Here is a 24,414-nt window from a genome sequence, read left to right as displayed (position 1 = left end):
CGTGGTCCTTTCCGCGTGGAGATCCCTGCCGTGAGGTGCGGAGACGACGTCACGACCAGAAGCTTTCCGGGTCGGGCGCGCGACGCTCGCCGAACGAGTCGCTCAGCTCGTGGGCCTCACGGGTCTGCAGGTAGAAGGAGAGCTGCTGGTCGTGGGCCATCCGCGCCTGGCCTGAAACGCCGTTGTGGCGAGCCGAGAACGCGGCCTTCATACCGGCGATCGCCATCGGACCGCGGGAAGTGAGTGCGCGGGTCACCTCGGCGACCCGCTCGCGCAGCCGGTCGGCGGGCACCACCTCGTTGACCAGCCCCATCGCCAGCGCTTCCTCGGCGGAGTACTTCTGGTTGAGGTACCACATCTCCTTGGCCCGCTTGCGGCCGATGGTGTCCTCCAGATACCAGGATCCGTAACCGGCGTCGAAACTGCCCACCATGGGCCCGACCTGCCGGAAGACCGCGTTCTCCGAGGCGATCGTGAGGTCGCACACCGTGTGGAGCACGTTGCCTCCGCCGACGGCGAACCCGTTCACGGCGGCGACCACGGGCTTGGGGATGGTGTCGAGCGCCTGGTAGACGTCGACGATCGGCAGGACCTGCGACTGGTCCAGGGAGGTGACCGGGTCGTGCTCACCTCCGATGCAGAAGAACTTCTCTCCCGCCCCGGTGAGGACCGCGGCGCGCAGGGCGGGGTCGAGGCGGAAGCGCTGGAGCGCGTCGAACAGCTCCAGGCAGGTCCGGTGGCGGAACTTGTTCCCCGCCTCCGGCCGGTTGATCGTGATCGTGACGACCGGGCCTTCGAGGTCGATGAGGATGTCCTCGTAGTGCGACGGTTTCATCGAGTCCTCTTCTCTCCGGCGCGGAAACCCTTGCCGTTCTTGGTGCCGAGCCGGCCGGCGGCGACCATCTGCCGCAGCAGCGGGGGCGGCGCGTAGCGGTCGTCGGAGGTGGCGGCGTACGCGTTCTCCGTGGCGTGCAGGTGCACGTCGAGGCCGATCATGTCGAGCATCTCCAGCGGGCCCGACCTGTAGCCCAGCCCCAGCTTGAGCGCCAGGTCGATGTCCTCGGCGGTGGCGAGCCCCTCGTCGTACTCCTGGATGACGTCGTTGAGGTACGGAAGGAGCAGCGCGTTGACCAGAAAGCCTGGGCGGTCCTTCACGACGACGGGCTGCTTGCCGTCCAGGCTGTTCACGAGCGCGACGAGCCGGTCGACGAGGCCCTGGTCCGTCTGCAGGGCGCGGACCACCTCGACGGTGCGCATCACCGGCGCCGGGTTGAAGAAGTGCAGCCCGGCGACCCGCGCGGGGTTGGGCAGCAGGGCCGCGAGTTCGGTCACCGACAGCGCCGAGGTGTTGGTCACGATCGGGGTCTCGTCGCCGACGGCGAGAGCGGCGGCGGCGAGGACCTCGCGCTTGACCTCGAGGTTCTCGGTCACCGACTCGACGACGAGGTCCACGCCGGCCAGGTCGCCCGGCGACGTGACGGTGGTGATGCGGGCGAGTGCGGCCCGTTTCTCCTCGCCGCTCACCTTGCCGCGGGCCACGCCACCGTCGAGGAAGGCGCCGATCGCGGCGACGCCCGCCTCGGCCCGTGTCCGGTCGGCCTCCACGGCGACGACGTCGCGGCCGGACATGGCGAACACCTGGGCGATGCCGCCGCCCATGGTTCCCAGGCCGACCACTCCGATTCTGTGGAACTGGTTCATCGTCTGCCTCCTTCAGGATCCGAAGAGCCGGGTGTCGTCGTACTCGTAGAAGCCGCGACCGGTCTTGCGACCGAGGTCGCCGGCCGCGACCATCCGCTCGACCATCGGCGGCGGGAAGAAGCGCGGGTCGCGCAGTTGCTCGTACAGCCGCGTCGCGACCTGCTGGTGGATGTCGAGGCCGACGATGTCGAGCAGCCGGAAGGGCCCCATCGGGTGGCCGACGGCGCCGAGCACCGCGGCGTCGATGTCCTCCTTGGTGGCCACGCCCGCCTCGAGCGCCCGGATGCACGAGTTCTCCCACGGGATGAGGAACCTGTTCACGATGAACCCGGGGCTGTCCTTGGTGACGACGCTCACCTTGCCGAGGGAGCCGAGGAACTCCTCGGTCGCCCTGTGCGCCCAGCCGGCGGTGTGCCGTCCGTCGGCCACCTCGACGAGTTTCATCAGCGGCGCGGGGTTGCAGTAGTGGGTGCCGACGACCCGTTCCGGCCGGCGTGACCCGGACGCGATGCCGGTGACCGAGAGCGTCGAGGTGTTGGTGTGGAACAGCGTCGAGTCCGACACGATCTCGTCGAGGCGGCCGAACATCTCCTTCTTCACCCGCAGGTCTTCGAAGACGGCCTCGACCACCACGTCGCAGGGCGCCAGGTCGGTGAGGTCGGTGCTGCCCACGAGGGCGTCCTTCGCCCTCCGTGCCGCTCCCTCGTCCATCTTGCCGAGCCGGACGCCCTTGTCGAAGAAGCCGTGCACGGTCTCGATGCCGCGTTTGAGGTTGTTCTCGTCGACGTCGAAGAGGATGGTCCGGTGCCCGGCTCGCGCCATCACGATGGCTATGCCGGAGCCCATGGTGCCGGCGCCGAGCACGGCGACGGTCTTGCTCTCGTTCCTCACGGGGTCTCCTCCTCGCTGTGGCCGGGGTTGTGGCTGCGGCCCGGGCCGGGATCGTGGCCCGGGCTGGGACCGGGGCCGGGGCCGGGGCCGGGGCCGGTCATCGGACGCTCTGGCCGCCGTCGACGACGATGACCTCTCCGGTCATGAAGTCCGAGGCGCTACCGGCGAGCAGCAGCAGCCACGGCCTGAGCTCGTCGGGCTCGCCGATGCGACGTGCCGGGATGGTTCGTACGACCTTCGCCAGGACGTCGGCGTCCTCGCGCATCCCGGCGTTGAGCGGGGTGGCGAAGTATCCCGGCGCGATCGCGTTGACCTGCACTCCCGAGCGCGCCCACTCGATCGCCATCGAGCGGGTGAACCCGATCACGGCCGCCTTGGAGGCCGAGTAGGCGGCGTGGTCGGCGACGCCCTGGAGCGCGAAGTTGGAGGCGATGTTGATGACCTTGCCCGCTCCCTGGGCCACCATGTGCCGGCCGGCCGCCCGGGTGGCGAGGAAGGTGCCGCGCAGGTTGGTCGCGACGACGCGGTCCCACTCGGCGGCCGGCTGGTCGAGCAACGGCGTGGAGGCGACGATCCCGGAGTTGTTGACGAGCACGTCGACGCGCCCGAAGGTCTCCACGGTCGCCGCGACCATGCGTTCCACCGCCGCCTCGTCGGTGATGTCGGTCGGGCAGGCGAGCGCCCGGCCTCCGGCGTTCCCGGCCTCCTCGACGAACGTGTCGAGCTCGGCGGCGGTGCGTGCCGCGACCGTCACCGAGGCTCCGGCATCGACGAGCGCCGCCGCCATCGAGCGGCCGAGCCCGCGACCGGCTCCCGTGACGATCGCGACCTTGCCCTGCAGGTCGCTCATGTCGCTCCCTTCATCGAACGGGTGATCTCGCGGCCGATCAGAATTCGCTGGATCTCGTTCGTGCCGTCGTAGATCTGGGTCACCTTGGCGTCGCGCAGGCAGCGTTCGACGCCCAGGACCGCGAGGTCGCCGTAGGGCCCCAGGATCCGGGTGGCCTCGACCGCCGCGGCGAAGCCCAGGTCGGTGCACGCCTGCTTCATCATCCCGATCTGCCCGGTCGATATGTCGTCGGCGGCGTCCGCCCGGCGGGCCACCGCGTGCAGGAGCAGCCTGCCCTGCAGGATGCGTCCGCGCAGGTCGGCGAGTGCGAAGACGTGCTCGTCCGGCAGGCGCGTCCCGTGTGTCCTGGTCAGGACGGCAAGCGTGCGCGCGTAGGCGGCTCTGGCCAGCCCGACGCCCTGCGCCGCCGCGCTGATCCGTGACTTCACGACCGAGTTCATGACCACGCGCCAGCCTTCGCCTTCCGCGCCCAGGCGGTGGTCGGCCGGGACGCGCACGTCGTCGAAGAAGAGTTCGGCGGTGCTTGAGCCGTGCATCCCCATCTTGTCGAACGGCCGGCCGGGGCGGACGCCGTCCCAGCCGCCGTCGACGACGAAGGCGCTGACGCCGTCGCGGCCGAGGGTCTTGTCGGTGGTCGCGAAGCAGACGATCACGCCGGCCCTGTCACCGGTGGTGATGAAGGTCTTGGAACCGTTGAGCAGGTAGCCGCCGGAGACGGGCCGGGCGGTGGTGCGCAGGCCGGACACGTCGCTGCCGGCGTTCGGCTCGGTGATGCCGAGCGCCCCGTACACCGATCCGTCGAGCAGGCCGGGAACGTGGCGCCGTGCCAGGTCGTCGCTGCCGGCGATCATGATGGGGTACGCCGCGTGGGTCTGCGTCATGAACACCAGGGACGTGGCGGCGCAGCCCGCGGTGATCTCCTCCATCGCGACGGCGTAGGCGACGTTGGTGTCCCCGGTTCCGCCCAGGCTCTCCGGGAAGATCAGCCCCATCAGGCCCGCCCGGGCGAGCGCCTGGACGCCGTCGTGCGCGAAGGCGTGGGTGCGGTCGAGGTCGTGGGCTCGCGGCGCCACCTCGCGGGAGACGACGTCCCGGGTGAGGGCGCGCACCTCCAGTTCCCTGTCGCTCAGTGCCGCGTCGGCGACAGGTTCGTCGAGCCGCTCGTGAAGGGCCAGGTACGCCTTCGGGTCGGTGTCGAGGTCGAGTCGTGCCAGTCGTTCCGTGTTCACGCGGACTCCCCGGGGCTGGGCGCGGGGTCGGTGAACCGGGGCGGTCGCCGCTCCAGGAAGGCGGTGATCCCCTCGTCGGACTCGGCGCCGGCGACGGCGAGTGCCGCCAGGCCGGTCTCCATCTGGAGTCCCGCGTCGAGCCCGGCGTCCCGGCCGCATTCGAGGGCGGTGAGGATGGAGCGGACCGCGATCGGCCCCTGGGCGGCGATCTTCTCCGCGAGTGCCGTCGCGGTGGACATGAGGTCGGCGGGGGCGACGGGAGGGATCGGGGTGAGTCCCAGCCGGTAGGCGCGTTGCGCGTCCAGCCGCGCGCCGGTGAGCATGAGGTGCGCGGCCGCGGGGGCGCCGATCGCGCGGGGCAGCCGCTGCGTGCCGCCGTACCCGGGCATCAGCCCGAGCCCGGACTCGGGCAGCCCGAGGGAGGCCCCGGTCGACAGGACCGGGAACGTCGAGGCGAGCACGAGCTCGAAGCCGCCGCCGAGCGCGACGCCGTTGACCGCCGCGATCACGGGTACGGTCGCCCGCTCGATGTCCCGCAGGATCCGCTGTCCGGTGCGGAGCGTCTCGTGGGCGCGGTCCGCGCCCATCCCGGCGAGTTCCTTGAGGTCGGCGCCGGCGCAGAACGCCTTCTCACCGCTTCCCGTGACGACGACGGCGCGGACCGCGGGGTCGGCGTCGGCGTCGAGGACCGCGGCGCGCAGCCGGGACAGGACTTCGGCGTTGAGCGCGTTGTACGCCTCCGGCCGGTTGACGGTCACGATCGTGACCGGGCCGCTCCACTCGACGAGGACGCTCTCGGACGGGGTCATGACGCGATCTCCGCTGCCTCCAGACCGACGACGCGGGCCGCCGCGAGCTCGTCGATCTGCTCCTGTGTGTATCCCAGATCCAGCAGGGTCGTCCGGGTGTCCGCCCCCAGCGCGGGGAACCGCTCGTTGCGCGGTTTCTCCTGCGAGGCGAGGCGGAACGGGCTGCGAACGCTGACGAGGTCGTCGTGGCCCCCCGGGACGGGAAGGATCGCGCCGCGCGCCACGACCTGGGGGTCCTTCGTGACCTCGGAGAGGGTCTGCACCAGCGCGGCCGGCACCTCGACGTCGGCGAGCAGCCGGAGCCACTCCGCCGCGGGCCGCGTGGCGAGTCGCCGCGCGACCAGTTCGGTGATCCGTGAGCGGTCGGCACGGCGGCTCGCGTTGTCCGACAGCCCCGGATCGGCGCCCAGTTCGGGAAGCTCGATGGCGTCGCAGAACCGCTGCCACATGGAGTCGTTGCCGATCGCGATCACGATGGTCCGGTCGGCGGCCTCGAAGGGCTGGTACATGGCGAGGACCGAATCGGTGCCGCCGCTGGGCGCCGGCTCCGGCTCGCCGGCGAGGAACGCGGCGACCCGCGGCGCCATCAGGGCGAGGTCGGTGTCGAGCAGGGACACGTCGATGGCGTCGCCCTGTCCGGTACGGCACTGACGGACCAGTGCCGCGTTGACGGCGATCGCCGCGGCCATCCCCGTCGCCACGTCGGAGAGCGCGGTCGAGACGCGCTGGGGTGCCCCGCCCTTCTCCCCGGTGACCGACATCAGCCCGGACCGCGCCTGGGCGACGAGGTCGTATCCGGGCAGGTCGCTGTCGGGGCCGGTGAGGCCGAACCCGGACATGGCGCAGTACACCAACCGGGGGTTGCGGCGCCGGAGGGTCTCGCCGTCGATCCCGATGCGGCTGAGCTTCGCGGGGTTCATGTTCTGCAGGAAGACGTCCGCGGTGTCGAGCAGCCGCAGGAGCACCTCGCGCCCCTCGGGCGCGCTGAGGTTGAGGACGACCGACCGCTTGTTGCGATTGGCGGAGGCGAACCACGCCGAGACCCCGTCGACGAACGGCGGGCCCCAGGACCGGGCGTCGTCCCCGCTGCCGGGGCGCTCAACCTTGATCACTGTCGCGCCGAGGTCGGCGAGGTACATCGCGGCGGTGGGGCCGGCGTAGGAGGTGGTCATGTCGACCACGCGCACGCCGTCGAGAGGCCCCGACGGCTCGTCCACAGGCCCACTGCTGGTGTCCAATGAAATCACCTACTAATAATGTTGGACATTTATCGATTGGTCAACACCGTCTGGTTTGTCCTCATAGAGCTCAGGAGGCGTCGGAAGATCCGGCCGACGGCAGGGCCGGCGTCAGGACGGCGACCCCGGACAGGACCGGACGGTCCGACTGGCGGGCCTCGACGCGTACGGACTCCCGGGTGTCACCACGCTCGAACCGCACCCGGATGGGCACTCCCGGCAGCATCGGTGCCTGGAACCGGCACTCGAACGAGGCGAGACGGCCTCCGTGGCCGTCCGCGTGACGCCCGAGGTAGGTGGCCACGTATCCGTAGACGTACATGCCGTGCAGGATCACACCGGGCAGGCCGACGCGGCTCGCCACCGCCTCGTCGAGGTGCACGGCACTGTGGTCCCGAGAGACCCGCGCGTAGTCGCGAGGCACGTCGGCGGCCGGCTCCCACACGAGAGGAGCGGGCACGGGGACCTCACCCACGGGCACGGGAAGCTCACCCATGACGCAGAGCCTGGGTGCTGGTGCCGCGCAGGCACATCCGGCCGTCTTCGGTGAAGGACTCGGTCTCCACATCGAAGAAGACGGCGCGCGCGCCTTCCTTGATACGGCCGATCCAGGCTCGGGTCTCGATCGAGGCGCCCACCGCGATGGGCGCGTGCCACGTCAGGGACTGCGCCGCGTGGACGTTGTGGTCGAACGGCAGGTCGAGGCGGTGATCGTGCAGTACGCCGAGTACGGCGCGCATCGTGAGAGCGACTGCCAGGCCGGGCGGCACCTCCCGAGTGCCGGCGAGGTCTTCCCGGCCGTGGCCACCGGCGTCGGCGCGGTCCCCCCTGCCATGGTCACCGACATCGGCGGGATCCTCCCCGCCGCGGTCACCGGCACCGGCGCGGTCCTCCCCGCCGTGGTCGCCGACATCGGCGGGATCCTCCCCGCCGTGGTCGCCGACATCGGCGGGATCCTCCCCGCCGTGGTCACCGACGTCGGGGCCGTCCGGCGGGGTGCCGCCGGTCACCCCTTCCTTCTCGCGGTCACCGAAAACCGATCGGCCGGCCGGAACGTCGCAGAGGCGGGCGTGGCCGAGCGCGTCGGCGGGCTCGATGATCTCGCGGGTCCGCCACGACTCCTGGCGCTCACGCAGCGCGGCGAGCCGGGCGAGCACCGGAGCGGGGTCCCAGGTCACCGTCATTGGGGCGCCGTCTCCACCAGTGCCAGCCGCTGACGGAGCTCGACCTTGCGGATCTTCCCGCTGGGCGTCTTGGGCAGACTCGGCACCAGCACCAGGCGCTCCGGCAGGAAGTGCCTGGACACGCCGCTGTCGAGCAGGTGCCGGTTGAGCTCGTCCAGGGTCAGATCATCGGTGCGGGAGTGCACCACGGCGCAGGCCCGCTCGCCGAGACGCTCGTCGGGGACACCGACGACGGCCACGTCGACGACGTCGGGGTGGGTGTAGAGCACGCTTTCCACCGCGACCACCGGGATGTTCTCCCCACCGCGGATGACGATGTCCTTGCTGCGCCCTTCGAGGTAGACCAGCTGGTTCTCGTCGATGCGGGCGGTGTCGCCGGTGTCGAACCAGCCCTCCGCGTCGATCTCCTCCCGGGTCCTGTCGGGCAGGCCCTGGTAACCCAGGAAGAGTCCCGCGCTGCGAACCTGCATCCGTCCCGGCGTGTCGGCGGCCACGGGCTCGCCGTCCGTCCCGACGATGCGGACTTCGACGCCGGGCACCGCCCGGCCGTCGCTCGCGAGCTCAGGGTCGGACATACCCGGCCGGCAGGAGATCCCGATCCCGATCTCGGTCATTCCCCACGCGGAGCCCACCCAGCAGCCGAAGGCACTGCGCCCGGCACCGGGAAGCGCACGCGGGACCGGCGATCCCGTCGTGATGACGGCGCGCAGCGCGCAGCGCGGGTCACCGACGAGGTCGGTGGTGAGCAGGTCCTGGAGGAACGTCGGGGCACCGAAGAACACCGTGGCCCCTTCCTCGCGCAGGAAGGTCGCGGCCGTCGCCGGGCTCCACTTCTCCAGGTAGACGGCCGTCCCCCTGAGGTAGGCGGTCATCAGGACTCCCCACAGGAAGCCGCTGTGGTGGCCGACGGGTGAGACCACGGCGTTCACCATCGGGGCGCCGAGGTTCTCCGCCCCGAAGTAGGCCAGCCAGTTCCGAAGCACCGCGATCAGGGTCTGGTTGGTGTTCATCACCCCCTTGGGGGCGCCCGTCGTACCGGAGGTGAAACCGATGTGGCACAGGCCGCGGGGGTCCACCGTGGGGAGCACGTCCGGGAGTCGCGCGCCGTCGGCGGCCGGGACGGCCAGATCCCCGAGCGCGATCTCGCCCTCGCCCCTGCCCGAGTCTCCGCGCACGACGACCAGCGGCGCCGCCTCTCCGTACGAGGCTCGCACCACCTCCAGCGGGGTGGCGCTCGCGACCCGTTCCTGCGTCACCACCACCTTCGCGCCGGTCGAGGCGAGGATGTGACGGACCTCCTTGGTGCCGTAGGCGACCGGGATACCGGTGTAGACGGCACCGGCGCGGTTGATGGCGAAGATGAGCGCGGCGAACTCGATGCAGTTCGGCAGCATGACCACGACGGAGTCACCCTCGGTGACTCCCCGGGCCCGCAGGCCCACGGCGAGATCGGTGACGTAGGCGTCGAGCTCGGCGTAGGTCATCGCGCGGCGGCTTCCCCCCGGCCCGGCGGAGTCGACCGCCGCGGTCAGCTCGGGGTGTGCGACGGCCGCGTCGGCGAGCAGGGAGGTCAGCGTCTGCGAGGTCCACTGGCCGCCGGTCTCGTAGGTGGTCGCGAGATCCCGGGTCAGCCTGCTGTCCGGGCGGATGCCCGGGTGCTCGCCCGCGGCGGGTGTGTTCTGCGAACTCACGATGCGCTCCTCATTGGTTGGTGTTGCTCGACCGCTCAGCGCGCGGTCTCTCCTCCGTCGACGGTCAGCACGGCTCCGGTGAGAAACGTGCTGTGGGGGTCGCACAGTGGTCCCATCGCGGCGACGACGTCGTCGACCGTCCCGAACCGGCGCGCGGGCACGGCCCTCGTCACACGGGCGCTCTGTTCGGGGTCCGCGCGGATGCTCGCGTTGAGGTCCGTCGCGATGAACCCGGGGGCGATGGCGTTGACCTGGACTCCGTGGCGCGCCCACTCGACCGCCATGCTACGGGTGAACGAGACGACGGCCGCCTTCGACGCGCAGTAGGCGGCGTGCCCGCTCACCCCTTTGAAGGCGTAGTTCGAGGCGACGTTCACGACCCTGCCGGAGCCCTGGGCGGTGAGGAGGACCCCCGCGGCGCGTGTCACCCGCACCGTGCCGAGGACGTTCGTTTTCCACACCGCGTCCCACGGCTCGTCACCGGCGTCCAGGAGAGAACCCGAGGCGAGCACCCCCGCGCAGTTGACCAGGAGATCCAGTCCGCCGAGGCCGTCCACCGCCTCCGTGACGAAGCGCTCGATGGAGTCGTGATCGGAGACGTCGACGACGTGTGGGTGGGCGGTGCCCCCCTGGGCGGCGATCTCGTCGGCCACCGCGCTCAGCGCCGCGGAGTCGCGGCCGCCGATCGCGACCGTCGCGCCGGCCGCGGCCAGCGCTCGCGCGATCGCCCGGCCTATCCCCCTGCTGGCACCCGTGACGACGGCTCTTCGTCCGGCCAGATCCGGGAAACCCGACATGCTGTTGCTCCTCATCGCGCGGGGGCGTCTTTGCCGCCCTCTCTCGGGAACGAGTCGACCACGTCCGCGAAGCGGTGCCGAGTAAGCATAATGTCGAACATTCACCACATAGGCAAGTAGTATCCGTTAGGAGCTACGACATACTGCCGCCCCGGGAAGCCAGTAGACTTCTGCTTCGGCGGTTGACTGATGTAGGACACTTGTCAACCCCCCGGAAACGAGAGGCCCACATTGGAGACCTTCGGTGAGCCCCGTGCTCTCGGGCAGGCGGTCGTGCGCCCGCGCCAGCAGGTGGAGGACCGCATCCGTCGGGCGATCCTCGACGGCGAGCTCAAGCGCGGCGAGCGTCTCCCCTCCGAGACCGAGCTCGCACGTCAGTTCGAGGTGAGCAGGACGACGGTGCGCGAGGCGCTGCGCTCGCTGTCGACACAGAACTTCATCGAGAAGGTCCCCGGGGCGGGAGGCGGCAGCTTCGTCCGGGCCGTGGACCACGAGGCACTCAGCGAGATGCTCTCGGAGTCCATGAAGAACCTGCTCAGCCTCGGCAGCATCGGGGCCGACGAGGTGCAGTCGGTGCGCGAATACCTTGAGGTCCCCGCGGTCCGGCTCGCCGCCGGCCACCGCAGCGCGGAGGACCTCGCCCAGATGCACAGGATCATCGAGCGCCAGAAGTCGGTCCGCGTGACGGACCCGTCCGTACCCCAGCTCGACGTCGACTTCCATTCCGCGGTCGCCCGCGCGTCCGGCAACCGGGTGCTGGGCTCCTTCGTCCAGGCCCTGCACGAGCAGACGATGCCCGTACGGTTCCTCGACCTCTCCGAGCAGGTCGGCGCCGAGACCGTGCTCCAGCACCTGCAGATCGTGAAGGCGATCGAGGCGGGCGACGAGGACGCGGCCCAGAACGCCATGGTGACGCACCTTCGCTACCTGCAGGCTCACCGCGTGGCCGCGGCGGAGCACGGCTGACCCGGCACCTCCGGATCAGGCCCGTACGAACGCCTTTCACCCCCGCGCGACCCTGACTCCGGGTCCGCGCGGGGCGCCTCTCCGATCACGCGACCCTGACTCCGGGCCCGCACGGGGCGCCTCCTTGACCGGGCGCCCCTGACTCCGGCCCGCCCGGAGCATCTCCGACCCGCCGCCTCCGATCCCTGGCCACGTACGGCGATTCGGCACACCCCGGCTCCGGCCCGCGCGGCCGAAAACGCGTCGATTTCTCCCCCCTTGCCGCATTCCGAACTGTCCGACAATAATCGGCTAGTCCTTAAATAGCCGATGCAGGGAGTACGTGATGGGTTTCGAGGGGCAGGTAGTGGTCGTGACCGGTGCGGCGGGAGGTCTGGGACGCTCGATCGCGGGCGAGTTCCTCGAAGCCGGCGCGAGTGTGGTGCTCACTGATCGGGACGCCGACCGCCTGGAAGAGGTCGCCCTGCGGCTCGGCCTGCCCGACCGCGTCATGGCCCACGCCGGGGATCTGACCGACGAGCAGGACGTCGTCGGCCTCGCGGAGGCGACGGCCGGCAGGTTCGGGACCTGCCACGTGCTGGTGAACAACGCCGGCATCCTCGGCACTCCCGGGCCGTTGGCGTCGCTCTCCACGGCGGCGTGGAACGAGACGATCGCGGTGAATCTGACGGCCGCGATGCTCTGCACTCGCGAGCTGGGCCGCCTCATGATCGACAACGGCCGCGGCGCCGTCGTGAACATCGCCTCGGTGGGCGCGCACTCGCCGAACACCTCCCCCACCTACGGCGTCTCCAAGGCGGGCCTGGTCGCACTGACGCGACACACCGCCGTGGAGTGGGGCCCGCTGGGAGTGCGGGCGAACGCGGTGAGCCCCGGGTTCGTGCGCACGGAGATGTCGGCGGCCCACTACGCCGACCCCGATCTGCTCGCGTTGCGCACCCAGCTCACCCCGGTGCGCCGCATCGGCGGCGCGTCCGACATCGCGAGCGTGGTCGCCTACCTGGCGAGCGACGCCGCCGCGTTCGTCAACGGCCAGGAACTGGTGGTCGACGGGGGGTTCCTGTCCGCCCCGCTGATGCATGTGCAGCGTCACGCGGATCAGTACGGCGGCCATTCGGCCCCCCAGCCCGCGCTCTTCGCGGATCGCCTGCGCTCCACGGAGACTCGGCGATAGCGCGACAGCACCATCACGTCATGATCGAACGTTACGAATCCATCACATCTCGTAACGAACATCAACCGGAAACCGTGCGGTAAAGTCCCATGACCTGGGGCTTTCACGCAGAGCCTCCGACCGGACACCCAGAGCACCCCCGGATCGACGACCGGGCAGGGCGAGGCGCCACCGCACACCCCCCGCACAGTGCGGCCACCCCCTCACGCAGGGGGCAGGAGACCGCGATTCACCGCCGGAAAACCCGGCCGGCCCCCTCACCACAGCCGAAGCGAGCCGGTGAGCACGACAAATAAGACTGTTGCCTTCATCACGGCCCACCGGTATCGTCCGTCCATCAGGTCGAATGTCGAACATTAGGAATCCGGTATGACACAAGACGCTGTCGCCGCCACCAACAAGGGCGCCCCCCAAGCCAGCAAGAACTCCATCCGCAAAGTCACCACCGCCTCCATGGTCGGCACCGTGATCGAGTGGTTCGACTTCAATCTTTTCGGCGCCATGGCCGCGCTGGTTCTCGGGCCGCTCTTCTTCCCCTCGGACAACCCGCTCACCAGCACGCTGCTCTCCCTGGCGACGTTCGGCGTCGCGTTCGTCGCGCGGCCCTTCGGCGGCATCGTGTTCGGCCACTTCGGCGACAAGTACGGCCGCAAGAAGATGCTGGTCCTCGCGCTGCTCATGATGGGTATCGGCACGTTCGCCATCGGCCTGCTCCCCACCTACGCCTCGATCGGGATCGCGGCCCCGATCCTCCTCGTCACGCTCCGCCTGATCCAGGGTCTGGCGCTGGGCGGCGAGTACGGCGGTGCGGTGCTGATGGTGGTCGAGCACGAAGGGGCGGCCAAGCGTCGCGGCTTCTTCGGAGCCTGGATGGGCAGCGCCTCACCGATCGGATACATCCTCGCCGCGGGACTGATCGCCCTCACCTCGGCGTTCATGCCGGAGGACGCCTTCAACTCGTGGGGCTGGCGTATCCCGTTCCTGCTGAGCGCCATCATGGTCATCGTCGGCCTGTACATCCGCCTGTCCCTGGAGGAGTCGCAGGCGTTCAAGGAGGTCGTCGAGCAGTCGAAGACCACGGAGGTCGTCAAGATCCCCCTCATGGAGATGTTCAAGCGCTACCCGCGCAGCGTCCTCTCCTCCATCGGCGCCTCGCTCGGCATCCACGCCGGCTACTACCTGTCCATCATCTTCGCCCTGTCGTACGCCCGTAACGAGGTGGGCTTCAGTGCGACGGCCGGCCTGGTGATGGTCCTGATCGCGTCCGTCTTCTACTTCAGCGCGATCATGATTTCCGGCCACATCTCGGACAAGGTCGGCCGCAAGCCTCCGATGCTCATCGGCGTCATCGGCTTCGCCGTCTGGGTGTTCGCGCTGTTCCCCCTGATCGCCACCGGCAACCCCCTGTTCGCGGGCATCGGCTTCTCGGTCGGCCTGATCTTCCTCGGGTTGCTCTACGGCCCGATGAGCACCTGGCTCGCCGAACTGTTCGGAACGCAGGTCCGCTACACCGGCATCTCGTTCGGCTACACCATCGCGGCCGTCATCGGTGGAGGCATCACGCCGGCGCTCGCCGTCGCGCTGATGGACAGCTACGACAGCACGATCCCGATCTCGTTGTTCGCCGCGGGCATCTCGATCATCGCGTTCCTCACGATCCTGTTCACGCGTCGTGGGCTGTCCCACGAGGAGGAGGACCTGAGCAATGTCTGAGATCGGCACCGCGAAGCCGGGAGTGTTCCTGGTGCGCGCCGAGGTCCGCGACGACCTGCGTGACGACTTCGACCACTGGTACGAGACCGACCACCTCCCGCTGGTGATCAGGACGCTCGGGGCCAGGTCGGGGCGACGCTGCTGGAGCGTGACCAGTCCCGGGGTCCACTTCGCCGAGTACGAGTTCGACGACCTCGACGACCTGGTACGGATGGTCGGGTCCCCGACGCTCCAGCCGCTGCTCGACGACTTCGACGCCCGGTGGCCGGAAGGGGTCGTGCGCACGCGGGAGATCCTCGAACCGGCGGGCGCGAAGCGGTGAATCACCCCGGATGAACGCCTCCGGCTGCCCGTCAGCCGAGGAAGGCGGACCGAATCGGAGGCCCGGGGCGGCGAAGACCGCCCCGGGCCTCCGCTTTCCCGCGCCCGGCCGGATCCTGCGCACGGAGAACCCGGTACGGTTCCGTCAGCGGCACCGACAGCCACTTCGCGCGGGTCAGGGGATGCGGATGGTCCTACCCCCCGGCCGTCCCGCGAGGACAGGTTGTGAACCGAGGTCGAAACACAGGAAGAACGGCAACTTGCTTCGAATTCAAAGCGATACATTCATGAGTGTGACGATCGTCACACTGCTTCGAATTCGCGACATGTAGCGTGAGGGCATGAACGACAGCCAGCCGGAAGCCGGTACGGGAACCGAGGACGTCCAGCCGCTCGATCCCGCCCAGCTGGGCGCCTACTTCGTGCTCACGGAGGCTGTCAGCCTGCTTCAGCACCAGGTCGAGCAGCAGCTACGCGCCGAAGGCGGCATCAGCTACGTTCAGTTCCAGGTGCTGGCCCGCCTTGCCCATCACGACGGCCCGCTGACCATGACCGAGCTCGCCGACGGCGTCGTCTACAGCCGCAGCGGCCTGACCTACCAGGCCGGGCTGCTGGAGAAGGCCGGCCTCATCACCCGCGGCCCCAGCCCCGACGACGAACGCGCCACCCTGGTCGCCATCACCGGCGACGGCCGGGCTCTCGTCGAACGCGTCCTGCCCGGCCACATCCAGATCGTCCGCCGGCTCTTCGACCCGCTGGCGAACGACGACCTGCACCACCTCGGCGACATCATGAACCGCGTCCGAGACCACCTGCGCACCCAGCCGCCCCGCTCCGCCGCCTCACGCAGGGGCCGCACGCCTCCCTCGGCCACCGCCGCGCCATAGCCCCCGGCCAGGCGGCGTTCTTCCCGTCGCAGGCGTGCGTTCTCTCCCTGGACGACGTTCTCTCCACGGGCGATGTTCTCTCCGCAGACGGCGACGCGGGCGACGGGCCCGGCTCCCCCGAAGCCACGGGTCACCCCTCGGCCTGGACACCGGGCCGGACGTACGCGGCGAAGAACCGCAGGACGGCATCCGCGATCTCGCCGGGCTTCTTCTCCGGCGCGAAGTGGTCGAGCGTACCGAACGTCGCGGTCTCGGAGCGCGGAATCGTCTCGGCCAACCGGGCGAGGGCGACGCTCTGCCGAGCGGTGTCACGCCCCTTGCCTCGCATGATCAGAGCGGTCGCGGAGATCTCACGATAGTCGGCCAACCGGCCGTCGAGCCGCCCCACCTCGGTGTGCTCGTTGATCGCCTGGGGCATGAGCGCGAGTTTCTGCCGCTTCTCCGCGCGGGGAATCGCGTACCGCAGGATGATCCGGAAAAGCCGGCGTGGAAGGTGTCCGGTCTGATCGGGGTTGGCCCCGTGAGCGAAGGTGACGAACGCCTCGAAGTTCGCGCCTTTGGAGATCTCATCGCGTGCTCGCTCGATCCAGTCGACCGGGACCGACCCGTCGACCGACACCCCGGGCTCGTAGACGGCGACCGCGTCGAACGCCGAGGTCTCGCACGCGGCGCGCAGGGCCACCAGTCCGCCGAAGCTGTGCCCGAAGATCAGCCGCGCGCCGGTTCGTGCGCGTACCGCCTCGACGTCCTCGCACTCCCGCGCGATGCCGTACCGATCGCCCTGCGGGCCGCTGCCGCCACGGCCACGCCGCTGCACGATGTGCACGGTGTGCCGGGCCGCCAGGAGTCCGGCGAAGGCGGCGAGGTCGGACGCCACCGCGAGCGCTCCGGGGACCACGATGACATCGGGCCCGCACCCCACACTGAGGTATTCGACGGGCGTGCCGTCCGCCGATGTCACCGACCGAGTGTCCAGACCAGACATGGTGTTCTCCGTTTCTCTCGTCTTCTCTCGTCGCCCGGACCCACCCCCGAGCGATGCTTACAATGTACGCAGCGACGAAGAAGCCCCACCACCTCGCACCGCTGCGAGCTAGTGCACTTCGCATGTCATCGCAGAACAGCGGGGTAGTGCGGGGGCCCGTCGGCTCACGACCGCACTAGTGCACTGGAGAGTCATGACAGACCGACCGCTCTATCTGCGCATCGCCGACGAGATCGCCGGCGACATCCGGAGCGGGCGACTGGCGGAAGGCCGGCCGGTGCCGTCCACCCGGCAGATCGTCCGGGACCGCGGGGTCGCGATGGCCACCGCCACCAAGGTCCTCGGTGCCCTGCGCGAGGCGGGCCTGGTCGAGGCGGTCCCGGGCCGCGGGACCGTCGTCCGGCGGCGAGACGAGCCTGCGACCGGGAGGACCGGCCCGTCCACCGGCGAGCGGACACGGCGCCCCGGGCTGACCCGGCGCGAGATCGTCGAGGCCGCCGTACGGATCGCCGACACCGACGGGCTGCCGCTCGTCACGATGCGACGGGTGGCCGTCGCCCTGGACGTCTCCACGATGGCGCTCTACCGCCACGTCCCGAACAGGAACGACCTGACGCTGCGGATGGCCGACCGCGTGTTCGCCGGTGCCAGGCTGCCCGAGATCCCGATGACGGCCTGGCGACGACGCCTCGAAGCGGCCGCGCACCTGTTCTGGACCGTCTTCGGCCGTCACCCGTGGGCCGCCGAGGTGTTCTCGCTGAGCCGCCCGCAACTCATGCCCAACGTGCTGCCGATCGCCGAGTGGTCGCTCAGCACACTGCGCGCGATGGGGTTCGGCGCGCACGACATGCTGTGCACGCACATCAACCTGTTCGGGCACGTACGCGGCATGGCGCTCGTCCGTCTCGCGGAGGCGCAGGCGGAAGAGGACACCGGGATGTCGGCGGACGACTGGATGAACTTCCAGGACGGCCCGCGCCGGTGGGCCTCCACCGGCAATCCCGGACTCGGCTACGCCGCGCGGGAACCGTTCGACTTCAACCTGGACGCGGTCTTCGAGTACGGGCTGCAACGCCTGCTCGACGGCATCGACGCCCGCCGCCGCGAGCTCGGACGGGCGACCTGACGCGAGCTCCGGGACGGTGGAGAACGTTCGGTGACGAGACGCGGGTGAAGCGCCGGGATGTTCAGTGATGCAGCGCGGGTGAAGCGCTGGGATGACAGGCGCAGCCGGCCACCCGTGCCGCGGCCGGGACGGCCTCCCGAGCGGCCGTGATCACATCGTCCAGCATGCGCTGCCGCTGTGCGCGATCGATCAACCGGCCTCGAACGAACACCGCGCCGATGCGCGTCGTGTTGCGGATGTCGCGCAGCGGGTCGGCGTCCAGCAACACCAGGTCCGCCACCTTTCCGCGCTCGACGGTCCCGTGGTCACGCAGCCCGAGCTGCCTCGCCGGTTCCAGGGTCGCCGCCCGCAGGATGCTCATGCCGCTGAGCCCTGCCTGGGACAGCAGCTCCAGCTCGTCGTGCAAGCCGAAGCCGGGCATCACATACGAGGTGCCCGTATCGGTGCCCGCCAGCAGCGGCACCCCGGCGCGATCGAGTTCGGCGACCAGCCGCAGCCGGCGTTCGAAAAGCTCCCTGCGTGACGCGGCCTGCTCCGCAGGACGGTCTTTCAGATACACCTCCCGCATGGTCATCTCCCACAACTGCCGTATCTGAGCGGGGAAACAGCGGTGACGCGGGTCATCGGTGCGCACACTCGACGGTGTGTCGACGACCCGGTGGTTGGTCAGCGTCGGCGTCAACCGGGTCTGGTTGCGCGCCAGGCGGTCGAAGACGCGGGCGGCCTTGCGCCGATCGTAGCTGCGCGCGGCGGCGTACTCCACGGGGTGCATTCGGTTGTACCAGCCGGCATATTCTCCCGGGCCGATCGGCACCGCGGCGATCGCCTGACGTAACTTTCGCTCCTGGTCAGAGGTGTTGTACCAGACCGCCGACAGATGTTCGATCGTCCGCAGCCCGGCATCGCTCGCCTCGGTGAAGCGGACGAAATCCGGCACATGGCCGAGGATGGGAATCCGCTGTCTGCGCGCCTCGTCGGCCAGGGCGAGAAAGGACGCCCGGCTGAGCCGCGTGTAGGTCTTGATGAAGTCGGCGCCCGCCGCCTTCTCCCGCCGTACCGCGGCACGGGCCTGCTCCGGACCGGCCACGCTGACGAAGGGCGGCCCGATCCCCTCCCACAGCGACGGCGCACCGTCGATCATGCGGCTGCCGATCACGTACCGGGGACCCAGACGGGTACCGGCCTCCACCTCACGCCGCCAGGCACTGATCGCCGGGTTCGCGCTCATCTCCCGCACGGTGGTGACCCCGTTGGCGAGGTAGAGCGGCGGATAAGTGCGCTCCAGTTCCGTCGAGTGCACGTGCATGTCCACGAGCCCGGGGATGAGGAATTTGCCGGTGCCGTCCACCACGGTCGCCCCCGCGGGAACGGGCACCGACCGGACCGGGCCCACCGCGACGATGCGCTCACCCCGCACCAGCACCGTCATGTCACGAGCCGCCGGTCGTCCCGTCGCGTCGATGACCGTCACCCGCACGACGGCGGTGACCTTACCCGCGCCCCCGACCGCCCTGGTGCTCGCCTGCGCGGTCCGGCCGCCCCCTACCAGCGCCCCGACCGCGGTCGCAGCCGCCCCAGCGATCACACTTCGCCGGGAAACATCCTTCTTCATCGTGCGACTCCTTGCCCCCGTTGGTTTTCACCAGCTTTCTGGAGTCGCGCCGTGTTCACGATGAAGGGGGCAGGTCATCACAGGTAAGGCGGGCCCTACCGTGCCCGCTCCGCGGCCTGATCACCTGATGGTCTTCCCCGTCCTTCAGGTGGAACGCCTCGGCCGTGAGCGTGTCCAAGCCCGCTGGATGACCCGGTGGTCGATCAGGGTGATGTCGTACCGGCGCAGAAGATCGAGGGCGACCGCCGAGGTGAGGAATTCGTCGTCGGTTCGTCGTACGAGCCGGCCGCTGTCGATCGCGCGGATCTGTCGGGTGCCCACACTCGGGTGCACCACACATTCACTGAGTCCGGCCGGCAGATCACGTAACAGGCGGGAGTGGTGGGCCGTTTTGTCGTCGCCGAAACGGAACGGCACGGGATGCGTCCAACGAGTGTCCGCGGCATTTCCATTCCCCTCCACGGTGAAGAGATATTTCACGGGCACCCGTAGGCGTTTCCCTTTCCTGCGACTGACGGTCCCTGGCGTCCACCGTCCCTCCTGTACAGTTCCGCTTCATGCGTACCCCCCATATCGCCCTGTCTGTCGGGGTTCTGGTCGGCTTGTTGTTTACCGGAACCGCCCACGCCCACACCGACACCGGTGTCGGCGCACCGGTTCCCACCGGCACCAAGGCATTGACCCATAATCCGCTGTATCGCAGCGGCAAACTGACGCTGCCCTGTGCGCGGCACCCCGAAGACTCCGGCAGTGTCGCCGCCGCGAAAAAACACCTGACGGCGATACTGGGCTGCTTGAACGCCTCATGGTCCAAGCAGTTGAAGAAGACAGGCATGCCATTCAGGAAACCGACGATCCAGTTCATGACCAAGCCCGGCCGCGCATGCGGATCGGCATGGGGCAAATACCACACCGGCCGCTACTGCACCAGCCGGCAGCGGATGGTCATCATGATCAGCGACTATGCCGTCAAAACACCGGACCACCCGTCGATGCTGCACTTGATGGCACACGAATACGCCCACCACGTGCAGAACCTCACCGGCATATTGAACGCCCACGCCCACCTGCCGGCCCGTACCAAGGCGCAGGCGCTGACGCAGAGCCGCCGCCTGGAGTTGCAGGCCGACTGCCTGGGAGCGGCGTTCGTGGCCAGTGTCTGGTCATCACAGAACTACCGGGACGAGGACTGGGAGGGGGTCGTGGACCACTACCGGGACAGCGGCGATGAGAAGGTCAACAAGGAACGCAGTCACGGCACGGGCAAGAACCGGGCCGCCTGGCTGCAGCGGGGCTTCGCCGGCGCCTCCCCGGCCGCGTGCAACACCTGGACCGCACCGGCGTCCCGCGTCGCCTGACACGGAGGAGAATGCGCCCTCGCGGCGCGCGCCCCAGCGATGAGCGGCTCAGCTTGAGCTGTGGCGACCGAAGACGATGCAGAACGGGTGACCGACGGGATCGGTGAAGGCCCGAAAGCCCGACTCGTGTTCACTCGGGACACGGGTGGCGCCCAGGGCGAGTAATTCCCGCTCGGCCTGATCGGGGTCGGTCACCCGGATGTCGAGGTGCATCTGCTGGGGATGCGCGGGGTCGGGCCAGCGCGGTGGAATCCACGGGACGGCCCGCTGGAAGGCCACCTGCCGAAGGCCCGGTTCCGCGCCGATGACCACCCAGCCGCCGATGTCCTCGTTGATCCTCATCCCCAGCACCCGGCAGTAGAACTCCGCGAGAGCGCGCGGATCGGGGCAGTCGATCACGGTCTTTTCGAGGCGTCCGATCATACCGACAGCATGCCAGTGTGCCGGTGACAACCGCTCGCCGTCGACGGCTCGCCCGCACCACCCGGAGCGAGGTCGCCGCGTACCGCGACCGACCGCGACGTCGAGAGAGCCCGGTCGATCAGGCCGGGATCTGCTCGCGGCTCACGCGGGCGATCACGTCCAGCAGCGCGGTCACGGCGGGGAGGCGGAAAGGCGGCGCCAGGGAGGCCGCGTACAACCGGCGGGAAGGGAGCGAAGGCGCGGTCGGCCTCCTCACCACCCCCGGGTGTACGGCGCCCCGCACCAGCGTGGGCACGAGCATGATGCCGGATCCGCCCGCGACCAGGGCCTGCCTGCCGTTCCAGTCCTCGCAGAAGAACCCGATCCGAGGGGGTCTGCCCAGGGCTTCGGCGAGCTGGGGAATCGGGCCGAGGCAGTCGGGGTAGCCGCCTTCGATCCACACCTCGTCGCACAGGTCGGACAGCGACACCCGGCGAAGCCCTGCCAGCCGATGGTCGGCGGGCAGGGCGACCTGGAACTCCTCGTCCAGCAACGGGAGCAGATCGACCCCGGTGAAGTCGGCGGGCTCAAGGAGTTCGGCCGACGGGTCGTGCTTGGCCGCCGACGGATCCGCGTACAGACTCCAGGCGGTGACCAGGGCGAGGTCGACACGAGCCTCTTTGATCGCGGCCATCGGCCCCGCGGCGTCCTCCCGCACCAGACTCAGCCGCACTCCGGGGTGGGATCGGCTGAAACGCCTGACGACCTCCGGCATCAACCAGGTGTTCGCGCTGGAGAACGCCGACAGGCGCAGATGCCCGGCCTCGGCGCTGGTGAAGGCGCCCACCCGCATCTCCAGGGCCCGTAGACGCGCCAGCACGTCCCGCGCCTGATCGACGACTATCTCACCGGCCGCCGTCGCCTTGACGCCGCGCGCGGTGCGCCGGAAGAGCGGCACACCGAGCCTGCGCTCCAGACCGCCGATCTGCCGTGACACGGCCGGCTGCGTCATCGACAGGGCTTCGGCCGCCGCCGAGAAGGAACCGCGTTCCTCCACCTCGACCATCACCTGCAACGTCCAGGGGTCAAGCATGGGCGAATCCTCCTCTCCGACCGGCCTGCCATACAGGCCGTGCATGTCTCCCATAGGAGATCCGCAGTGGTGCGCATATCACTCCTGGATGATCCTGGGAATCGCGGGGGCGCCCGATGACCGTCGACCACAGCATCCCGAACGAACGACCCACCGGAAAAGGAGATTCATGTCCCTCTCGAACGCCGCGCAGGCGAATTCATGGAACGGGCCCGAAGGAGCCCACTGGGCCGCGAGCACGGACCGCATCACGGGCCGCAACACCGCCCTGCACCGGCTGTTGTTCGAGGCCGCGGCGATAGGGGAAACGGACCGGGTCCTGGACGTCGGATGCGGGGCGGGCGAGACGACCATCCTGGCGGCCCGTCAAGCGTCCCGCGGGTACGCCGTGGGTCTCGACCTCTCCCGGCCGATGCTGGAACGGGCCCGGGCCGACCAGGCCCGAGCCGAGCTCGTCAACCTCAGGTTCGAGGAAGGGGACGCCCAGGTCCATCCCCTGGGCGACGGTGAGTTCGACGTGGCCGTCAGCCGGTTCGGAATCATGTTCTTCGCCGACCCGGTGGCCGCCTTCGCCAACATCGGCCGCGCCCTGAAACCCACGGGCCGTCTCGTCTTCGTGTGCCCGCAGCAGATGGCCCGATGCGAGTGGTACACCATTCCGATCTCCGCTCTGGCCGGGCCTCCCGCGTCGTCCCCTCCGGCCGGGCCTTCCACGCCGTCCCCGAACGCGTACGAACCCGGAATGTTCTCGCTCGCCGACCGGGAGAGGATCGAGAGCGTACTCGGCGCGGCCGGATTCCGGGCGGTCACCGCGACCTCGGCCGACGTCCCCCTGTTCTTCGGCCGGGACGCTGCGAGCGCCGCCGACTTCTTCCTCGGCACCGGCCCGGTCCGTGCGATCCTCGACGACCCCGACGACCCCGACGACGCGGTCATGACACCCGACGCCGCCAGAACCGCTCTGGAGGACGCGCTGCGACCTCACGCGGGTCCCGAAGGCGTCCACCTGGGCGGAGAACTCTGGCTGGTCACCGCCGAACGGTGACCGTCCGACCTCGCATTCGTCGATCCACTCGCCCCGGTCAGCCGCAGAGCAGCCCCGGGAATTCCCCGCCTTCGGCGCGCTGACCGGACTCCGCTGGATCCTCGACACTCCTGACGCCCGACCCGGCCGCCGGCCGATCTTCTCGTCACGGGGCGGGGCCGGGTCCGCCTCGTCACCGGCGGGGACGGTCGGTCACCGGGGCCGCGAGCCGCGGACCGACGTCGGGAAACGAGCCGTCGCCGAACAGGATCCGCGCCGCCAGGGCGCGACCGGCGCGACCGCGTAGCACGGTCACCGCCGCCTCCGCCGCGGCGGGGGACCGGATACCGGCGAAGACGCGGCGCAGCGACAAGCGGCCCCGAAACCGGTTTCGCAACGCGCCCCCGTCGTACCGGCTCAGCACCCGTTGGTCGCCGGTACGCAGGTATCCGGCGGTGACCGCCGCGGCCAACTCGGACATGCGCAGGCAGGGGTCCAGCCCACCGGCCGTGAGCGGTGACACCGCACCCGCCGCGTCCCCGACGAGCAGCCCGGCGGGACATGCCAGCCGCCGCAGTACACCGCCGACCGGGATCGGACCACCTCGACGCTCGACCGGCCCGACCGGCGCCAGGTGGCCGGGCGCGTCCGCGACGAAGGCGTCCAGCAGGTGGCGGATACCGGCGCGCATCGCGTCCGGATATCCCGCGACACCGACATGCGCGTGCCGGCCGTCGTCGATCGCCCACCCCAGATACCCCGGAGCGACCCGGGGGTCCAGCACGCAGTGGAACGTCGGGGTGGTCGTGCCCGACGCGATCGGGTGGACGATCTCGGCGCCGACGAGAAGGCGCCGGTTGACGTCAAGGCCGAGGTCACGGGCCACCCGGGAGCGGGCACCGTCCGCGCCGACCACGAACCGCGCCCTCACCGGTTCCGCGCCCTCCAACCGCACGAACCCCCTCGACGCGTGGACGTACCGTACGCCCAGGAGGACCCGTGCCCCGGCCGACTCCGCCGCGCCGCGCGCGTGCTCGTAGACGGCCGCCATGTCGGCCACGCGATACTCGTCCCGGTCACTGGTGAACCTGATCGGTGCCCGTCGCGACGGCGGATACAGCAGCACGTCCCGGATCCCCGGCCCGAGCAGGTGATCGGGGATGTCGAAGTCGTCGAGGGTACGGCGCACGAAGATCCCCGTCGTGCGGATGCCGGCCGACAACGATCCTCGACGGTCGACCACCATCACGTTCAGGTCCCGGCGCGCGAGCAGGCGGGCGGTGCTCAGACCGGCCAGGCCCGCACCCACGACCAGTACGTCCACTGTCTGCATATCTCGTGACGGTAAGGGCGACGCCTCGCT

At 70.0% G+C, this 24,414-nt stretch carries 25 protein-coding genes; 8 read left to right on the top strand and 17 right to left on the bottom strand.

What is annotated here, in order from left to right; genetic code table 11:
- Positions 1–49: 49 nt before the first annotated feature.
- The 11 genes from AB0B90_RS23705 to AB0B90_RS23655 form a co-directional block, all read right to left on the bottom strand.
- Complete coding sequence (locus AB0B90_RS23705; RefSeq protein WP_350945433.1) at positions 50–835, bottom strand: enoyl-CoA hydratase-related protein; 786 nt, start codon at positions 833–835, stop codon at positions 50–52.
- Complete coding sequence (locus tag AB0B90_RS23700) at positions 832–1,701, bottom strand: 3-hydroxyacyl-CoA dehydrogenase family protein (protein ID WP_362924794.1); 870 nt, start codon at positions 1,699–1,701, stop codon at positions 832–834. The genes AB0B90_RS23705 and AB0B90_RS23700 overlap by 4 nt, the downstream gene beginning before the upstream one ends.
- 12 nt (positions 1,702–1,713) lie before the next feature.
- Positions 1,714–2,592 (bottom strand): 3-hydroxyacyl-CoA dehydrogenase family protein, encoded by an 879-nt coding sequence (locus tag AB0B90_RS23695; RefSeq protein ID WP_350945435.1) that lies wholly within the window; start codon positions 2,590–2,592, stop codon positions 1,714–1,716.
- 97 nt (positions 2,593–2,689) lie between these two features.
- Entirely contained in the window at positions 2,690–3,442 is a 753-nt protein-coding gene (locus tag AB0B90_RS23690) for a glucose 1-dehydrogenase (RefSeq protein ID WP_362903696.1), read from the bottom strand.
- Positions 3,439–4,671, bottom strand: coding sequence for an acyl-CoA dehydrogenase family protein (locus AB0B90_RS23685; RefSeq protein ID WP_350945437.1), 1,233 nt, complete (start codon positions 4,669–4,671; stop codon positions 3,439–3,441). Before AB0B90_RS23685 ends, AB0B90_RS23690 begins: the two co-directional genes overlap by 4 nt.
- On the bottom strand, positions 4,668–5,480 hold the full coding sequence (locus AB0B90_RS23680) for an enoyl-CoA hydratase-related protein (RefSeq protein WP_362924792.1): 813 nt from the start codon (positions 5,478–5,480) through the stop codon (positions 4,668–4,670). Before AB0B90_RS23680 ends, AB0B90_RS23685 begins: the two co-directional genes overlap by 4 nt.
- The gene (locus AB0B90_RS23675) at positions 5,477–6,727 is read right to left on the bottom strand and encodes a CoA transferase (RefSeq protein ID WP_362924790.1); all 1,251 of its coding nucleotides are present in this window, start codon (positions 6,725–6,727) and stop codon (positions 5,477–5,479) included. Before AB0B90_RS23675 ends, AB0B90_RS23680 begins: the two co-directional genes overlap by 4 nt.
- A 61-nt stretch (positions 6,728–6,788) precedes the next feature.
- Entirely contained in the window at positions 6,789–7,214 is a 426-nt protein-coding gene (locus tag AB0B90_RS23670) for a MaoC family dehydratase (protein ID WP_350945440.1), read from the bottom strand.
- Positions 7,207–7,902 carry a hypothetical protein gene (locus tag AB0B90_RS23665; RefSeq protein ID WP_362924787.1) on the bottom strand — a complete coding sequence of 232 codons (696 nt, stop codon included), beginning with the start codon at positions 7,900–7,902 and terminating at the stop codon, positions 7,207–7,209. The genes AB0B90_RS23670 and AB0B90_RS23665 overlap by 8 nt, the downstream gene beginning before the upstream one ends.
- On the bottom strand, positions 7,899–9,593 hold the full coding sequence (locus AB0B90_RS23660; RefSeq protein WP_362924785.1) for an AMP-binding protein: 1,695 nt from the start codon (positions 9,591–9,593) through the stop codon (positions 7,899–7,901). Before AB0B90_RS23660 ends, AB0B90_RS23665 begins: the two co-directional genes overlap by 4 nt.
- Before the next feature lie 35 nt (positions 9,594–9,628).
- A complete protein-coding gene (locus AB0B90_RS23655; protein ID WP_362924783.1) occupies positions 9,629–10,390 on the bottom strand; it encodes an SDR family oxidoreductase in 762 nt (253 codons plus the stop codon).
- 231 nt (positions 10,391–10,621) lie between these two features.
- On the opposite strand from AB0B90_RS23655, the gene AB0B90_RS23650 reads away from it, so the two are divergent.
- The 5 genes from AB0B90_RS23650 to AB0B90_RS23630 all read left to right on the top strand — a co-directional run bounded on the left by AB0B90_RS23650 (position 10,622) and on the right by AB0B90_RS23630 (position 15,451).
- Positions 10,622–11,356, top strand: a complete 735-nt coding sequence (locus tag AB0B90_RS23650; protein ID WP_350945444.1) for a FadR/GntR family transcriptional regulator — start codon at positions 10,622–10,624, stop codon at positions 11,354–11,356.
- 325 nt (positions 11,357–11,681) lie between these two features.
- A complete protein-coding gene (locus AB0B90_RS23645; protein ID WP_350945445.1) occupies positions 11,682–12,530 on the top strand; it encodes an SDR family oxidoreductase in 849 nt (282 codons plus the stop codon).
- 369 nt (positions 12,531–12,899) lie between these two features.
- Complete coding sequence (locus tag AB0B90_RS23640; RefSeq protein WP_350945446.1) at positions 12,900–14,243, top strand: MFS transporter; 1,344 nt, start codon at positions 12,900–12,902, stop codon at positions 14,241–14,243.
- On the top strand, positions 14,236–14,565 hold the full coding sequence (locus AB0B90_RS23635) for a hypothetical protein (protein WP_350945447.1): 330 nt from the start codon (positions 14,236–14,238) through the stop codon (positions 14,563–14,565). The genes AB0B90_RS23640 and AB0B90_RS23635 overlap by 8 nt, the downstream gene beginning before the upstream one ends.
- 340 nt (positions 14,566–14,905) lie before the next feature.
- Positions 14,906–15,451, top strand: a complete 546-nt coding sequence (locus AB0B90_RS23630; RefSeq protein ID WP_350945448.1) for a MarR family transcriptional regulator — start codon at positions 14,906–14,908, stop codon at positions 15,449–15,451.
- A gap of 130 nt (positions 15,452–15,581) precedes the next feature.
- Here AB0B90_RS23630 and AB0B90_RS23625 read toward each other — a convergent pair whose 3' ends face one another.
- Positions 15,582–16,436: an alpha/beta hydrolase gene (locus AB0B90_RS23625; protein WP_350945449.1), complete on the bottom strand. Its 855-nt coding sequence runs from the start codon at positions 16,434–16,436 to the stop codon at positions 15,582–15,584.
- Between the two features lie 193 nt (positions 16,437–16,629).
- Between AB0B90_RS23625 and AB0B90_RS23620 the strand changes: the two genes are divergently transcribed.
- Entirely contained in the window at positions 16,630–17,562 is a 933-nt protein-coding gene (locus tag AB0B90_RS23620; RefSeq protein ID WP_350945450.1) for a TetR/AcrR family transcriptional regulator C-terminal domain-containing protein, read from the top strand.
- Between the two features lie 61 nt (positions 17,563–17,623).
- Here AB0B90_RS23620 and AB0B90_RS23615 read toward each other — a convergent pair whose 3' ends face one another.
- Together AB0B90_RS23615 and AB0B90_RS23610 are read right to left on the bottom strand one after the other, a co-directional pair.
- Entirely contained in the window at positions 17,624–19,174 is a 1,551-nt protein-coding gene (locus tag AB0B90_RS23615) for an amidohydrolase family protein (RefSeq protein ID WP_362924779.1), read from the bottom strand.
- A 144-nt stretch (positions 19,175–19,318) separates the two neighbouring features.
- Positions 19,319–19,495, bottom strand: coding sequence for a hypothetical protein (locus AB0B90_RS23610; protein WP_362924777.1), 177 nt, complete (start codon positions 19,493–19,495; stop codon positions 19,319–19,321).
- 236 nt (positions 19,496–19,731) lie between these two features.
- Here AB0B90_RS23610 and AB0B90_RS23605 point away from each other — a divergent pair, with 236 nt between their 5' ends.
- Positions 19,732–20,532 carry a neutral zinc metallopeptidase gene (locus AB0B90_RS23605; RefSeq protein WP_362924775.1) on the top strand — a complete coding sequence of 267 codons (801 nt, stop codon included), beginning with the start codon at positions 19,732–19,734 and terminating at the stop codon, positions 20,530–20,532.
- Positions 20,533–20,580: 48 nt separating this feature from the next.
- Here the strand turns inward: AB0B90_RS23605 and AB0B90_RS23600 are convergent, their stop codons facing one another.
- Together AB0B90_RS23600 and AB0B90_RS23595 are read right to left on the bottom strand one after the other, a co-directional pair.
- Positions 20,581–20,955 carry a VOC family protein gene (locus AB0B90_RS23600; RefSeq protein WP_362903663.1) on the bottom strand — a complete coding sequence of 125 codons (375 nt, stop codon included), beginning with the start codon at positions 20,953–20,955 and terminating at the stop codon, positions 20,581–20,583.
- Positions 20,956–21,073: 118 nt separating this feature from the next.
- Complete coding sequence (locus AB0B90_RS23595; protein ID WP_362924773.1) at positions 21,074–22,027, bottom strand: LysR family transcriptional regulator; 954 nt, start codon at positions 22,025–22,027, stop codon at positions 21,074–21,076.
- Positions 22,028–22,196: 169 nt separating this feature from the next.
- Between AB0B90_RS23595 and AB0B90_RS23590 the strand changes: the two genes are divergently transcribed.
- Positions 22,197–23,072, top strand: a complete 876-nt coding sequence (locus AB0B90_RS23590; RefSeq protein WP_350945458.1) for a class I SAM-dependent methyltransferase — start codon at positions 22,197–22,199, stop codon at positions 23,070–23,072.
- 172 nt (positions 23,073–23,244) lie between these two features.
- Here the strand turns inward: AB0B90_RS23590 and AB0B90_RS23585 are convergent, their stop codons facing one another.
- Positions 23,245–24,384 (bottom strand): NAD(P)/FAD-dependent oxidoreductase, encoded by a 1,140-nt coding sequence (locus AB0B90_RS23585; protein WP_362924771.1) that lies wholly within the window; start codon positions 24,382–24,384, stop codon positions 23,245–23,247.
- Between the last annotated feature and the right edge of the window lie 30 nt (positions 24,385–24,414).

Origin of the sequence: Streptosporangium sp. NPDC049078 (genome assembly GCF_040648855.1) — a bacterium.
Lineage (GTDB): Bacteria > Actinomycetota > Actinomycetes > Streptosporangiales > Streptosporangiaceae > Streptosporangium.
The sequence above is the reverse complement of the archived record's forward strand: the minus strand, read 5'-3'. Positions and strand labels throughout refer to the sequence as shown.